The sequence below is a fragment of the Candidatus Poribacteria bacterium genome (assembly GCA_026706025.1).
Lineage (GTDB): Bacteria > Poribacteria > WGA-4E > WGA-4E > WGA-3G > WGA-3G.
In genome coordinates this window covers 1-15,252 of the sequence record JAPOZO010000046.1, presented here as the reverse complement: position 1 = coordinate 15,252, position 15,252 = coordinate 1, and the positions used below count along the sequence as shown (strand labels likewise).

Here is a 15,252-nt window from a genome sequence, read left to right as displayed (position 1 = left end):
GCACATGCTCTAAAGATCATAGAAAATTTCTAATAACGAAAACTGAATGGCTCTGAATTAAAACGGAAATCCCTTGATTTTTCTCCAATCTTGATATATACTTTTAAATGCCAATTTCATTTAGGAGGAAAGACTCACACCACTCAGTGATTGCGCTGGATGGGTTAAGGAGAAATCGTATGGGACTTACGAATGAAGAACAACAGTTTTATGAGGCAAATGGCTATCTCTTGAAAAAGGGGCTTGTCTCTTCAGAAGATATTGTGAAAATTCAGGAAGAAATCCAAGATATACACAATCGTATGGCGGAACAACCGACCGACGGTATCGGAATCTCTTGGGAAGTCTACGATTCGGACGACCACCCACCGCGTATCAAGCAGTTAATGCATAGCGAGTTGGTGAGTCCAACCCTCAATCGCCTGCTTCGCTGCGATGATGTATTAGATATATTGGAAGTAATGATGGGTGAAAACATTTCACTGTATCACAGTAAATTGCTCCCGAAAGCAGGTGGAGATGGTACGGCGATCCCGTGGCATCAGGATTACGCTTACTGGAAAAATGATAACAACAAACCTGTTATGATCAATTGTCAGTTGGCTATCAACGAGGCGAACCTTGAGAACGGATGTATTCAGTTTGTTCCCGGAAGCCATAATTGGGGCTTGCAAGAACATGAACGGAAACAGCAGACCTTTGGTGTTTTTCTGCCCGGTCACTATCAAGAACGGGAAGACGCTGTAGCAGTCGAAATGGAACCAGGGGATGGTGTATTTTTTAACGCGCTGATTATCCACGGTTCCGCGCCGAACAATTCGCAGAACGATCGGTTGATGAACACCTTCGCTTACAACGTGACGGGAAATGGTGCAACCCAATCTCGCGAAGTTCTACGTGGAGCACCTCTTGAGGCATGAAAAGTGTGAAGGTCCGATTGTCTAAGTGAGGATATTTCCTGAAGAACCTCTACCAAAAGATATAAGGTATTTTCTGAGAATAGGCTTACATTGCAAAGGAAATATCATGAAAACTCGAAAAATGACCGATACTTGGAAGTTCCTTTGGTTTCTCCTGATATGTATTGGGTTAGGCTGCGGCGATGACGTATCGCGCGACACAAATCTCGCGCCACGTATCTTAACCTTTGAAGCAGAATCAAACATAGTTGTCCCGGGGGCAGAAGTAATAATCCGTTTGGTCGCTGGTGACCTTGAGAATGATATTTTATCATATACCTGGTCAGTTACAGGCGGCGAACTCACGGAGAACGCCTCTGGTGCAGTCTGGCGGGCACCCGAAACCGAACGGAAGTATCAGATTGAAGTTACAGTCAGCGATGGCGAAAACGCCACAACAAGTACGCTGGATATCCAAGTGTGGCAAACTCGACCCGGTAATTATTATCCATTGGCTGTCGGGAACACGTGGCACTACCGCGACAAAGACGGGAGTAAAATTACTTTTGAAATCATAGACACCATTCAGATTCAACAGGCAGGAAGAAAGACCATCGAGAGTTTTGTGCTTCAGAAATCCAGTATGGATGAGGGTTTGGAGAACATTGTAAACTACTCTTACTTAGGACCGCATCTTGATGAAAAAGGTGAGGTATCCGGTATCGTGCAGCACGCACAGAATACCACATCTGGGACAGGGGACACGATCCTGTTTGAGCCGTTTCTTCCGCTATACCAATTTCCGCTGATTCCGGGTGAGAAATGGGATACCAATTTTCAGGCAAAATTAGTGCCGGAACTTTTCCCAATTGGCGGTGGACTTGACGAATTTGAAGTGATCTCGGAAGAGACAGTGTCCGTGCCAGCCGGAACTTTTGAACATGTCTTTCAGGTTCAAGAATCATTTCGGTGGGGTTTCGATATTGGAAATCAAGATTTCCCACTTGATGTTACCGTCGTAAAAAAATGGATTGCGCCAGATGTCGGTATCGTCAAATTTACACAATCGCAGACTCGAGGGGATTTGACAGTCGACACCGTTTTTGAACTTGAATCCTTTGAGTTGATGAACAACTAATGCTTTGTCACGTCAAAGTTGAATGGTATAGAAGTCGCGAGCGACAAGAAACACCCAAGCAAAAACGCTCGCTCCTACAAGAAAATGTGGACAGAACAACTAAGGTACGGTGCGGGTGAAAAATCTATCAAACAAACCAGAAATCTTAACCACAACTGTCGGTTCCTATCCTGTACCGGCATGGCTGCTGTCAATGCCGACGGAACAGTCCCTTCTCGATGCAACACGCGTCGTTGTAGATATTCAGCGGCAACGTGGTATCGACCTACCAACGGATGGCGAACTTTACCGCTTTGATCCCAACCACCCAGATACTAATGGAATGATTGATTATTTCCTCCGCCCACTTTCGGGTATAAAGGCAGAAGTCGGAAGGCAGGAATGGCATGAGTTTCGTCAGCTGCAAACAATGTCCTTTCGAGCGAAACCTGCCGGTGTTGTTGAGGGACCGTTAGGGGAAGGCTCGTTAAACCTCGTCTCCGATTGCGAACGCGCCGTTGGTGTTTCCGGGAAAAACATTAAATTTACGGTAACAAGTCCGTATATGCTCGCACGGACGTTATTGGATAAACATTACGGTGACTTTGACGCGCTGCTTACTGCTTTGGCGGTAGTTTTAGCAGCACAGGTGCAAGAACTCGATTGTGCCTGTCTCCAAATTGACGAAGCCAATATACCAGGTAACCCGCAAGACGCGCCCCGCGCCGCCGAGGCTATCAATATTGTCCTTGATGCGTTTGAAGGAGAAAAAGCGGTGCATTTCTGCTTTGGAAACTACGGGGGCCAGGTTATCCAAAAAGGCAACTGGAAGGCTCTCATCGGCTTCTTGAATATGCTCCGATGCGATCATCTCGTCTTGGAGCTGCAACACCGTCCTGAAGCGGATCTTGAGGCTCTTAAGGCAGTTACGTCAGATATTGTCCTTGGTATCGGTGTAATTGACGTGAAGGTCAATCCGATAGAGACACCTGACGACGTAGCTGCCAGCATCGAAGACGCTGAAAAGGTATTGGGTGGAGGACGGATTGGTTGGGTCCACCCGGACTGCGGATTTTGGATGCTTCAGCGCTCCGTAGTAGACCGGAAAATAGAGGCACTCGTGCAAGGCAGGGATAAATACTTAGGGCTCGCTTAGTGAATGGTATGTGCTATCGAGTTCAAATTGAGGGTGCATGCTTTGGACGTAGGGACGAGGTTACCTCACCCCTACGTTGACACAGCAGTAGGAAAGAAGGGTAGAGATGTTTGAAGTTCAACTACCAGCGTTGAAGAAATTTCAAAATGTTGCTGGCATTGCTGCAGGCGTAGGTTTTGTCCTCGGCTTATTGATTCCTGCTGTGGCTATCTTTAGCCTACACTGGCACTGTCCGCTTGGAAACGGGATTCTTCAGGTCGGTGGTTTTATAGCAATTACCGGAATCGGAAGTGCTATCGTCGTTGGTAACCTTACTGCGCTGATTTTAATTGCGGTTGCGAAATATCGCCGCATGTCATCCGATTCATCCGAAAAAAGGAGATAATAAAACCTAAAGTGGAATTCAACCTCTTGCACACCGTTTTACTCTTTGGTACAGGTATTTGCGCGGGTTTCTTAAATACGGTTGCTGCCGGCGGATCGTTGTTGGCACTGCCGATGCTAATCTTCCTTACCTCCGATCCAGTATTATCAAACGGCACGAACCGGATCGCTATTTTTTTCCAAAACATCAGTGCCATTATAGGCTTCCGGCGTAAGGGTATCTCTGATTTTAGATATGGTATCCTACTCGCTGTCCCTGCGGTCATCGGTGCCGGGATAGGTGCCAAAATTGCGATTGGTACGGATGCGGCGTTATTCCAATTTATTCTTGCAGGCGTGATGCTTGTTATGCTGACTTTAACACTGCTGAATCCAACAGCAAGGTTAAAGGATAGAATTGAAAGCAGCGGCACAGGTTCTAAAATCATCGCAATGGTCGTTTTCTTTTTTATCGGAATCTATGGTGGTTTCATCCAAGCAGGTGTCGGACTGCTTGTCATCACTGCTTTGCGTCTCCTTACGGGTATAGATTTAGTGCGAACAAACGCCATTAAAGTTTTAGTTATCTTCTTTTATACCGTGTTAGCCCTCGGTATTTTTATCATGGAAAAGCAGGTCGATTGGACCTTAGGTGTGACGTTGGCGATAGGTAATGCGACCGGTGCATGGATTGGCAGCCATTGGGCAGTCGAAAAAGGGGATAAATGGATTAAAGTGGTTCTTGTTGTAGCCGTCCTCGCCTTCTCCCTGAACCTGGTATTAAAACCCTTTAACTTAGATATTATATCGGTGCTCGGACTTGGTTAACGACTCAATTCTTGATATGAAAAGATGAGTCGGTGAACGGCGGTAATGTGTGAGGTGAGTGTGAGGATACCGAGTGTGCAGAGCAGAATCATTCCAGTACTTTGAATAATCGGAAATTTGTACCAGAGCAGCCCTTGAATCAGCGTACCAGTCCCGAGTAAGATGATGCGTTCGGGTCGTTGCATGAGTCCGACCTTACAAGTAATTTGAAGTCCCTCGGCTCTTGCTCTCACGTAGCTAACGAGTATTGAACCGAACCATGCGCCAAACGCTAAAATTATCCCCAACAGACTTTCCAAAGTGTAAAAATAGATGAGTGCTCCGAGGAAGAGAAAACCTTCTGAATAACGATCAATAACAGAATCCAAGAGTGCTCCGGATGCTCGCAAGTTTCTCTGCGCACGTGCAACGGCTCCATCTATCATATCAAAACTCCCACCAAACAGAATAAGAATCCCACCGGTAATCAGGTGTCCTGTCGCGAAGTAAAAGGTCGCGATGAGATTCACGAAGAACCCGAAAAGCGTTACCATATTCGCTGTAATACCGAGTGCCACCATTTTATTCGCAATAGCAGACAGGATTATCTCAAGGTGGGGTTTCAATTTCGCTTCAAACATTGCAACGTCTCCTCAAGGATTCTCGCCGGTTTTTGATCAATTCTGTGGCGGGAACTGTCTCTGCTTGACCCAGAAGTTCCAAGATTGCAGGCGCGATGTCTGTAGGGCACTGTGCGATTTTGACTTTTTTCTCTTCAGAAAATTGTGCGTCGGATGCTGCGACAAGTACACGCCCATCGTTCCATATCAGTTCAGGAGCAGTGTGATCAACATTATCAGCACCTTCAAAAACAGTAATGATAGGGTGTGGCAGTCTTAGCAATTCTAATTCGGTTTTCTGAATTGCTTCTGCACAGGCTAATGAGGTTCTGCGTTGTATCGCCGCGATATGGGGGACAGGTAGATCCCACAAAACGATTGGCTTTTTGAGGCGATGTGCAAGTGCGGTCAGGCGCAGCAAACACCGCCACTCAGCGGCAGTGTTTAGGCTATGCGCGTCGCCTTGGATGAGTATGACCTTCGTGCGCTGTATCCACGCGAAGCCCGCAAATTTGAAAGTCCCTTTACTTCCAGCTCTATCGCCATAAAGTTCTATCGCCTGAGTGAAGGGCGGTTGAGGGTATTTAGCGGTATTTGATGACATACACCCAGGACCTTTTACCGATAGCGTTGGGGGTTCACCCCCCCACAAGCAGCATCAAACCGTATAAAAAAAGCAGGGAGGTGCTTTAAAACACCTTCCCTGCCTAAAAGGTGATGCGTTTCGATTATTCACCGCTGCGCGCACCGACGGTACTCATAACGAACCAACCGATACCAGCCGCGGCCGTAGTCAGGAACACCAAGGCGCGTTTGGATGTGGAAGATTCCTCGTGTACGCCTTTGGCATCCTCAAGTATCATCTTAACTTCCTTGATCGCCTTCTGGTTGGTCTCAACCTGTGTTAAAAGCGTCTTCACGTCGCCTTGGATAGACTCAACGAGTGCGCTTGTGGCTTCCGCAGCCATTTTGTGCTCTTTGATCATCTTATCCATCTCTGCGAGATGCTCGTCAAGATGAGCGATATCGTTAAGGATACCGGTTTTAGTGGCTTCAAGTGCTTTTTTGACGCCAGAAGCGATTTCGTTTCCGGAGTCGGTGACAGCCGTCATCAATTCTTTCTGTGATTTCAGGCTATCTTCAAGGTCTTTGAGTTGCCCCTTGAGTTTGCCCATACTCTTATTGAGACTGCTAATTTCTGCCTCAAGTTTATCTCGCGTCGCTTCGGATTCGGCTAATTCCACCTTTAATTTTTCAAGTTCTTCCTGCTGTTTAACCAAATCTGCTTCAGCGATTTCGACGACATTTTTCGCCATAGCGAGCGGAATACGCAATTGTTCGCCGGGATAGATGAGGTGTGGGTTGGTGAAGTCGTTGTACTTGCTCAACTCGCGCCACTGGAGCGGGTCTTTGAGATGCTCTTGGCAGAGATCCCAGAGAGTATCGCCTTTCTCAATAGTGATGAGCATAGTGTCATCATCGCCATCATGTGGTGTGATTCGTGCCGAGGCGGACAAGATATAAACGCCGCTGAGTGTTGCGCAGATGTACAGAATCAGTACCAACTTCAGAGTGCCTCTTATCATTTTCATAAGTTTTCTCCTTTAAAATCTATAAGAGATGGAAGCAAAGTGAGTTGATCCAACACCGTTGATTTCACTCGCCATGCCATCTTGGATAGCATAGTCAACCTGCAGCCCACCTATGTTCACACCAAACCCACCGAAGAGGCTCTGCGCGTCGCGTGAAGCCCTGACCCCACCACGGATGGACAAGGCAGTGGATTTGTAAGTGACAATCGTGTATTCAGCACCGAGTCGCAGGCTCGTAGCACTTTGATCAAGATTAACGAATTCCTGCTCAAGATCCGCTGCGAATGTGACGACATTGCCCATATAGAGGTTGTAAGCTAAACCGACATTGACTACCATCGGGACGATGTCATCGCCGAGGGATGCGCCGAGGTACTTAGCAACAACGCCGTAATGGAAAGTCGGCACTTTCTCTTCGCCGACATCTATGTGCAGCGCGTGTCCCATTAATCCGACATCTACACCGCCAAAACCGCTCTGGTTTTCAACGCTGTCTAAACCGAAGTTATCGGCGAGCATACGACCGGTTAAACCGAAACTGAAGTTTCCGATGCCGATGCCATAAGAGAGGGAGTAGGCGTTCGCGCTATAGTCGAATTCGCCGCCGTAATTTTCCTTGTTATCATACTGTGGGATACCACTAACACCTGCGTTTGTGACTGCCAGCCCGATAGATCCAGCTGAACCGAGTGCTTTCGTCAATGCGATGAAGTTGTGGCTTCTATCCAAGTCGAGCTGCTGGGTGGAAAAATTGAGACTTAAATCCGGTGCGGATCCGAGACCTGCTGGGTTCCAGACAGTTGCGGTGGCATCATCGGCGATTGCTGTGAATGCCCCACCTAACCCGATTGAGCGTGCACCGGCACCAAGCCGTAAATGCGGCATGGCATCCACTCCGGCAAAGCTGGCCGGCGACACTGCTAGGATAAAAAAGAAAAGTGGTATTAAACCGCATAACAATTTCGGGCATTTTCTGGAAGCCCATTTAGCGATTTGTTTTGTCATTAACATTATATCCTCCAAAAGACTGTCCACATCGGGAACTGGACGGATGTCCAATTCCCGATATGCGGACTGCCATTTACTTAGCGCGTCAGTGCGAGTTTGAGAATGGCGTATTCTGGCTCGAAACCGTCTGCCACGATGATTTCGCAGAAGTAAATGCCTCGAGCTAAATCTTCGCCACTGCTTGATGTACCATCCCAACCGATTGCATCTGAACCGTTCTCCTTAAGGGTATAGTTCCCAGCATCGAATACACGGTTATCTACAAGCACGCGAACCGGTCGCAACGTTATGTCATAAATGACAATCGAAACAGTTGCTTGCCGTGCGAGCGTGAACGAGATGCGAGTATTGTCTTTGAACGGATTCGGATAGTTAAGCGGGCGCGATGCTAATATTGGACCTTCCGCAGCCTCAAGGAAGAAACTAAAGGTGTGGACTGTCCTATTCGCCTCACGTGTTCCTTTGTTCTTGGCAGAGACATAGCCCGCCAAGTGCGCTTTATCAGCCACCTCAAGCCTAACTACATATTCCCCAGCCCAAGTTTCAGGCTTAGCGTTTGTATCCACCAAGAGGGGATGCATAACTTGGCTTGCCGACTTCTGTCCAGATTGGAAAGTGATCTTCGTACCACTCGGAGTGGCCTTGTAGTCACTATCAACACCCTCTATAACCAAAGTGATAGAGTCAACATCTATACCAGATTCGGCATCGGCATAAGCGATTGAAACTGTAGGAGCCTTATCTCCTGGTTTCAACTTGAAGCGTGCGTTCTGGTGTGGCGATGCCATTGTGATGATCGGTGCGGCGGTATCGAAATCAATCGTGAAACTGCCCCTTGCCGTCGCAGTGTTCCCGAGGGTATCATCTGCGTCAACTATAATCAGGTAAGTACCTTCAGTCAAGGGGTTCTCAGGAATGAAGTCGGCTCGTGTGATATCTACGATATCTCCGTCCTCGCCTTTGTAACTATACTCTCCCTTTTCCTCATCAAGTTCGAGTTCGACCCCATCATTTTCAACGCTTCCTTTCACTTGCTGATTTTGGGCGTTGAAAACAGAGATTCTGATTCTATGAACACCTGATTCATCAGTGGCACTTGCCGAAATTGTCGGTGTCTCAGTACGGATAGTACCATTCGGAGTGATTGAGGAAATCGTCGGAGCGACACCATCAATAGCGAATGTGAAGGTCCACACATGTTCCGTAGTTCCACCCTCGCTGGTTGCTTTGAGTCGCACGGTGTAAAGACCGGGACCCTTTGTCAAGTCGACGGGTGCCTCAATTGTTCCTGCAGCGATCTGCAATCGAGACACAGGAACCTTCACACCGTTTATATGGAATTCGACAGCCGAAACAGCGGATTGTTCGTCGGTCACAACCGCTGAGACTCTTGTGTTTCCTAATGCCTCGTTATTCGCACCTTTAATGAGCCCAGTGGGAGCAACTGAAGAGATGACTGGCGGTGTTGTGTCTTTCGGCATCTCTACCATGAAGGTAACAGATGTCTGCGCCATATTGCCATCACCGTCAGTGACCGCGACAACAACCATGTGATTCCCATCACCTAATGCTTCTTCAGGGGTATAAGAGAATCGGTTTCCGCTTACCTCTGGTGTGGCATCATCATCGTTGACGGTAAACGTTGTTACCTCAACAGTGCCTGCGCCAGAAAATTCACCACTGATAAGCGGTTTGCCGTGCTCAAAGGTTTGCCCTGAAGCAGGTGAATGAATCGCTACTGTGGGGAGCGTGCCATTGACAGCAAACTCAGCGGACCCTTCACCGACGTTGCCGAGATTATCGGTCACTTGGACAGTCACACGATAGGCACCACCAGCGAGTGGCTCTCTGCGGGTGTAAACCAAGCTTGCGGCATCTTTTTCAAGTTCCGCCTGGTCAACAACCACTTCAGCTTCGTTAGGTGGCTGGAGACGTGCCACTGCAAGGCTTCCAGTTGCGCCATCAACACCAGATCCTGCACCGTCATTATAGGTTGCCCGGATGGTCGGCAGGCTATCCACCGTCTCGTCTTCCGTAGGTGATTCGATGGTAATCATCGGACCGGTGTTATCCACATTAACTTCTGTTACCGGGAATGCGACCGAACCGTTCCGTTTGGTGACCACAGCGTCGGGTGCATAGACACCGTCTACCAATGATCCGACCTCTACCATAAGTGAGAAGGTATTTTCTGGATCTTCAGCACTCTCACTCGGCATCTCTTGTCCGTTGACTGCGCCACTCAGTTCCTCAGCAGCTAACGAACCGTTTGCAACCATGAAACTCACAGAGACTGAGTTACGAAGTGGAATCGGTTCTGCGGGTGGTTCCGCAACGTCCGTACCATCTACAGCGATGACTGATATGTCAGTAACATCAGAGACTCGGAAGTTGAGTACGTGCACCGTTATCATCGGGGATTCATCGGTCTGCACATTGCCGAATTGGTCAACAGTTAAAGCGTGGAACATGTAAGTTCCATTTTCGAGCATTCCGACATCAATTGTAATAGTGTCCAGAATACCGGCTTCGCCCTCGATAGTACTTTCGGTGCCGTCCGCTGTGGTTTGCACCAAGTTCACTGACCCACCCTCATAGGTTATAGGATCAGCAGTCTGTTCAATTGTAAATGTTGCTATTGGTGAAGGAACTGTATCATCAACAATCCCGCCAACCGTATAACTACCATCTTCGTTTGCTTCAATCATACCAGCAACGTCAGCAACAGCGACAATGTTCGTCGGACCTACCGGTGAGACATCGTCAACGTTGTCAACCGAGAAATGTGCTGTAATGCCGTCTGCCGACATAGTTTCGCTTCCGTCTGCTTCAGCGATTGCGGTTACACGCACCATATATTGGTTATCGTCTTTAGAAGCATCACGTGCGGCAGGACTATCAGCAGTAATAGTATCCTCAAGTGTCGTTGTATCAACCTCAAGCATCCATTCTTGATACGTCTGGCTACGGTCGATCTGTACAACAGTGAGTTCACCACTCTCGTTTGCTTCCGTTGCACTCGCTGCTGCACTGGCTACGTCCCCAACGAAATCAGCAAGTTCTGCATCCGAAACATCGCTAACCATCATACTTTCAGTAGCAGTGCCAACATCAATCCACTCTTCGTCCATCGGACGCTTGACTTCAAAGCGCTTGCCTGAAATCGGTGGAGATGTTATCTCATAAGAGCGGGAATTAAGCGTAATCGTTCCCTGGGGGGCACCACTATCTGGGTTCGTCTGTGTAATGCTTTCGGGATCTACGGCGACTACCAAAACTTCCGGAGCCGGTCGGTAATCATTGTCAACAGTTACCGAGATTTTAGAACCGTCAGTTTCCTCATTGTCAAACTCGTCTTTCGCGAGCGCTTGGAACGTATAGGTACCTTCTTCAAGGTATGTTTCACCATCAGCGAGTGTACCGACATCAACAGTTACCGTGAAAACGCCACTGCCTTCGGCGGTTTCAGTTATCTCACTGACAAGCGCACCTTCAGGATACATTGCGAGTCTGACGGACTTGTAAGTCTTCCGCGCCGCTACCGGTTCAATCATAAATGTAGCCACCGGGGATGCGACAGCATCATCATATTTATCAACGAGCCCACCAACAGTGTAGCTGCCATCTTCAGCGGTTTCAAAGACAGTATCAACGCCGTCAACACTTGTTATGCTAATGCCTGTAGGTGCAAGTGGTGCGACATCGTCAACGTTGTCAAGTGAGAACATTGCCGTAGCATCAGAAGCCCACTCTTTTCCACTTGCGTCAACAGCAAAAGCACGAACCGTATACTGATTGTCATCCTTGGAGACATCCCGTGCGCCGGGACTATCCTTCGTGATAGTATCTTCGAGTGCCAATGCTACCGTATCTACGGAAACTACCCATTGTTTATTAGTGGCATCAATGGCGACAACTGATTTATCACCTGTCTCGGTGCCTTCAACGACGATACCGGTCAGGTGATCAAGAACACCGGGGAGTGCTGCATCTTCAATATCAACAGAAGTGCTGGCATCACCAGTGCCGATTGTTGTCCAGTCTGTATCGTTTGCGCGTTTTGCTTCCAAACGAATCGACTCAATAGGCGGCGAATTCTGCTCAATAGTGTAGCCCGTGAACATGAAAGTGCCCTGTGGACCTTCACTATCTGCGTTCTTCTGTGTGCCAACATCTACCATTAACTTGAAAACAGCAGGGTCTGGACGCTCGTAATTTTTGACGTGGATCGTGCTTTCCGGAGACGCACCGTCCTGCCCGTTGTTAGGTTCGTCATCAACCAAGGCGTGGAGTTTATAAGTGCCGTTTCCTTCAATACCCAAGGCACCTATGTCAACGGTTACCATGAAAACGCCACTACCTTCAGCGGTTTCGGTTATATCACTGATGAGCGCAGCATTAATTTCAGGATCACTGACCAACATCACTGATGTGTAAGTTTTCCGAACAGCAGTCGGTTCAATGGTCAGCGTAATACTCTGTGGAACGACTGACGGATCATTTTCGTCAACGAGTCCACGATGGGTATCGGCTTCAACCATACCATTAGCGTTAGCAATAGCGGTGATATTCGTTGGTCCGAGAGGTCCAACATCATCAACATTGTCAACGGAAAGCATCGCTGTGGCATCAGAGGGCCAATCATTTTTTCCATCTTCGCTGACAGCAAAAGCACTGATGGTATACGGGTTGTCATCCTTAGATGCGTCGCGTGCACCAAGGCTATCCTTCGTGATGGTATCTGGCAGCAGCTTCGCCGTATCTACGGCAAGGGACCATACCGTTTCACTGGTATTGATCGGAGCGTCAGCTCCTGCAACTGCGGCATCAACTGCGGCATCAACTGCATCAACAAGACCGGGTGTATCACTTTGAGTAGCAGTGCCGAGTTCTATCGGTGCTCCATCGCCCTGTGTAGCGACAAACCGAACGCCGACAGTCCGCGGACCGGTCAGTGGTAATGTGTATGCGTTAATAGTGACCATGCCTTGTGGGCCATCACTATCTGGATTACGCATCGTGGTGGACGCTTCATCAACTTCAAGTCTCAACACTTCAGGTGGGTAATCACCAGCATCCAACTTGATGGCAAATTCCATCGGTTCAGCGTCTGTGAGTTGGAGTTGGTTAGTTGCCACAGCACGCACCATGACAGTGTCCCCTGCAACAAGCAATGCATTAAAGAGAGCATCGGGGACATCAAACGTCATACTGAATTCTGCACCAACTTGTGTGCCAGCGAGTTCATCTGCACTGAATGCGACAGGGCTCGGTTGCCAATTACCGTTTGCATCTTGGTATTCTACCGCGATCCCTGCTAAGAAGTGCGGGTGCTGGTCAATCTTGATCGTTAATTCCACACCTTGTGTCGTATTTGCGTAGATGGTGCCGTGTTCATACTGTTCATCAACTATGCCATCACCGTTACGGTCACCGATACTAACACGTATAACGCTTGCGCGGTTTATTTGTGCAGGATCATTAGGCGCAACGATTCTGAGATGTGTAGGTGCGGTGTATGAACCGACATTGAAGAGGGTATCAATTCCCATTGCGCGGATACCGTAATTCCCAACCATGAGTGGCAATCCCTCACCTTGGATAGGCATCACAAGGTGGTCAGATGCATCAAAGGTTACTGGAACAAGGTGATCAACGATATCTATTGTAGGACCGAGTGCTTCAACAATCAATTGTGCTTGGCTCTCACTTAAGCTGCTGAACCCTATATAAGGCTCCAAATCCTTCAGGAAGGGACCTGCGAATTGCTGTATCAAATCAGCATTTAGGATACCCAACACAACACTCAGAGGCGATGCCAAGGCTGCCTGCAGGATTGGATCCGACGGCGCGTCCAATTCTCCTTCTGCGACTGCCGCCTTAACTGCTTCCCAAATATTGGATACCAACATAGTGGAATCAACAGTCAATGGCATCCAAGTGTTGGGTTGATAGGTCGATGGTTCTCCAAGATAGGGTGTCCCATCTTCATTCAATCCAATCATTTGATAAAACAGGTAGCCTGCCCCTGGACCTATGTCAGCAGCCTTCGGCATGCCCATAATATTGAGCATCGCGGCGGTACCAGCAGTAGGTGCAGTGGCGACGAAAATGTCATCATCATCGTTCCAATAACCGGTAGCATTTGCATCACTTGGACTAATGCCAATACCCGCTTCCGGTGCACTCGTGTCAACAGTGATATTCTCTTGAATCCGATCAAGAACGGTTCCATCCTCATGAAGGACATCAACTTTCAACTGATAGTTACCATCAGCAATATTATCAATGCGTGCAGTCCAGAGTGAATGTGTTGCCAGATCAACGCGCGGCACGGTGAAGACAGAAGCCAACCTCGGATTGAATTCATTCTCAAATTGAGTTATCAGAGCGTTCGCGTTCCGGACCAATATCTTCCGGATCTTATTTAGCTGCTTTGGTGTTGCAACATTCAAGATATCATTTATATTCACTTGCTGACCCGCGAGAGCTCTTGAAACTACATCAAGGACTTGCGGTGAAGTCAATATCTGGGAAAATTCAGCTCCCAAGTTAGGTGTGAAGAGATCTCCAAGAATACCGCGGTCGGTTAATTGGAGGTTACGCGGATCAGGCATTGCCCAACCATCAATCCTAATTTTATGTAAATTCGCTGGATCAAAGACATCTGCTAATGTAACGGTAGTTGGGTCCAGAGCTGCAATAGCATCCCGGTCCAGTGTGGTGAAGTACAGTGGATCAATGAGCTCGACCTCAAAGAAGTAATAGACACTGCCACTGGTAGGTATCCCAAAACTTTCTTCCCAAACGACACCATTTCCAGTATCAGTCGGAGTCATTACCTTAGAGAAGTAACCTTCCTCCGGATTCGGACCATTAGTCGAGTACCGGAGTCTAACCTCTGAGAACAACTGTGTGTTATCAAGACCTGGCCATGCTGGTAAGTTCGTCGCGGCAAGCGTTTCCTCTAAGCGGAAAGTATAAGGGATGGTATCGGCTCCGAGTCCCTCCATCTTAACTTCTGTGCCTGCCTTCGGTGGACCATCTGAGAGACCAAACTCAACACGATCAACTTTCGCTGGAACCCGCGTATAAACGTGCAGACCATCGCTTGTCAGGTATTTTTGATTTGGTGCTGTGCCAAAATCAGTGTAGAGGAAATCAGCAAAATTCGGCGTTATAGCATTTCCAAAGTTTTCAGTATCTAAGTTATCTGCTTCTTTGGGGAAAGCAGTAAGACGCCTTGACAGTAAAATTGACAGTAAAATCTGCCGAATCTGCTTTTTGGGCAGAAACCCTCTTGGAACCTCATCAAGGATTGCATTCACTACGACCTCTGCTTCAATCGTCAGTCCAGGGGGGGCAAGTTGATTGATAAAACCCTCTACGAATTGCCTTCCAGAAGCAGTATTTAGGGACAAGCCACCCAATCGCGATTTGCCCGAAAGGTTTGTCGGTGCTATTGACTCAAATGGTGGTGTTATTGGAACTTCTACCGGTGGAAGTGTTGGCTCAGGTTCCGTTGGTTCCGGTTCCGTTGGTTCCGGTTCCGTTGGCTCAGGTTCCGTTGGTTCCGGTTCCGTTGGTTCCGGTTCCGTTGGTTCAGGTTCCGTTGGCTCAGGTTCCGTTGGTTCCGGTTCCGTTGGCTCAGGTTCCGTTGGTTCCGGTTCCGTTGGCTCAGGTTCCGTTG

General features: G+C 48.2%; 11 protein-coding genes. 5 read left to right on the top strand and 6 right to left on the bottom strand.

Annotation, left to right across the window (positions count from 1 at the left end; all coding sequences use genetic code 11):
• The first annotated feature begins 179 nt into the window (after nt 1-179).
• The 5 genes from OXH00_09710 to OXH00_09690 all read left to right on the top strand — a co-directional run bounded on the left by OXH00_09710 (nt 180) and on the right by OXH00_09690 (nt 4,363).
• Complete coding sequence (locus tag OXH00_09710; protein MCY3741283.1) at nt 180-920, top strand: phytanoyl-CoA dioxygenase family protein; 741 nt, start codon at nt 180-182, stop codon at nt 918-920.
• A gap of 106 nt (nt 921-1,026) precedes the next feature.
• Nucleotides 1,027-2,037: a hypothetical protein gene (locus tag OXH00_09705; GenBank protein ID MCY3741282.1), complete on the top strand. Its 1,011-nt coding sequence runs from the start codon at nt 1,027-1,029 to the stop codon at nt 2,035-2,037.
• A gap of 115 nt (nt 2,038-2,152) precedes the next feature.
• Entirely contained in the window at nt 2,153-3,172 is a 1,020-nt protein-coding gene (locus OXH00_09700) for a cobalamin-independent methionine synthase II family protein (protein MCY3741281.1), read from the top strand.
• A 106-nt stretch (nt 3,173-3,278) separates the two neighbouring features.
• Nucleotides 3,279-3,557 (top strand): hypothetical protein, encoded by a 279-nt coding sequence (locus OXH00_09695; GenBank protein MCY3741280.1) that lies wholly within the window; start codon nt 3,279-3,281, stop codon nt 3,555-3,557.
• A gap of 11 nt (nt 3,558-3,568) precedes the next feature.
• The gene (locus OXH00_09690; GenBank protein MCY3741279.1) at nt 3,569-4,363 is read left to right on the top strand and encodes a sulfite exporter TauE/SafE family protein; all 795 of its coding nucleotides are present in this window, start codon (nt 3,569-3,571) and stop codon (nt 4,361-4,363) included.
• On the opposite strand, the gene OXH00_09685 is transcribed toward OXH00_09690, so the two are convergent.
• From OXH00_09685 to OXH00_09660, 6 genes are all read right to left on the bottom strand, one after another.
• The gene (locus OXH00_09685; protein ID MCY3741278.1) at nt 4,360-4,983 is read right to left on the bottom strand and encodes a CDP-alcohol phosphatidyltransferase family protein; all 624 of its coding nucleotides are present in this window, start codon (nt 4,981-4,983) and stop codon (nt 4,360-4,362) included. The genes OXH00_09690 and OXH00_09685 overlap by 4 nt on opposite strands.
• Complete coding sequence (locus OXH00_09680) at nt 4,976-5,566, bottom strand: hypothetical protein (GenBank protein MCY3741277.1); 591 nt, start codon at nt 5,564-5,566, stop codon at nt 4,976-4,978. Before OXH00_09680 ends, OXH00_09685 begins: the two co-directional genes overlap by 8 nt.
• Nucleotides 5,567-5,690: 124 nt before the next feature.
• A complete protein-coding gene (locus tag OXH00_09675) occupies nt 5,691-6,554 on the bottom strand; it encodes a LysM peptidoglycan-binding domain-containing protein (GenBank protein ID MCY3741276.1) in 864 nt (287 codons plus the stop codon).
• Between the two features lie 12 nt (nt 6,555-6,566).
• Complete coding sequence (locus tag OXH00_09670; GenBank protein ID MCY3741275.1) at nt 6,567-7,439, bottom strand: hypothetical protein; 873 nt, start codon at nt 7,437-7,439, stop codon at nt 6,567-6,569.
• A gap of 200 nt (nt 7,440-7,639) precedes the next feature.
• Nucleotides 7,640-14,983 carry an Ig-like domain-containing protein gene (locus OXH00_09665; protein ID MCY3741274.1) on the bottom strand — a complete coding sequence of 2,448 codons (7,344 nt, stop codon included), beginning with the start codon at nt 14,981-14,983 and terminating at the stop codon, nt 7,640-7,642.
• Nucleotides 14,984-15,054: 71 nt separating this feature from the next.
• The coding region (locus tag OXH00_09660) for a hypothetical protein (GenBank protein MCY3741273.1) at nt 15,055-15,252 on the bottom strand (198 nt) is incomplete at its 5' end.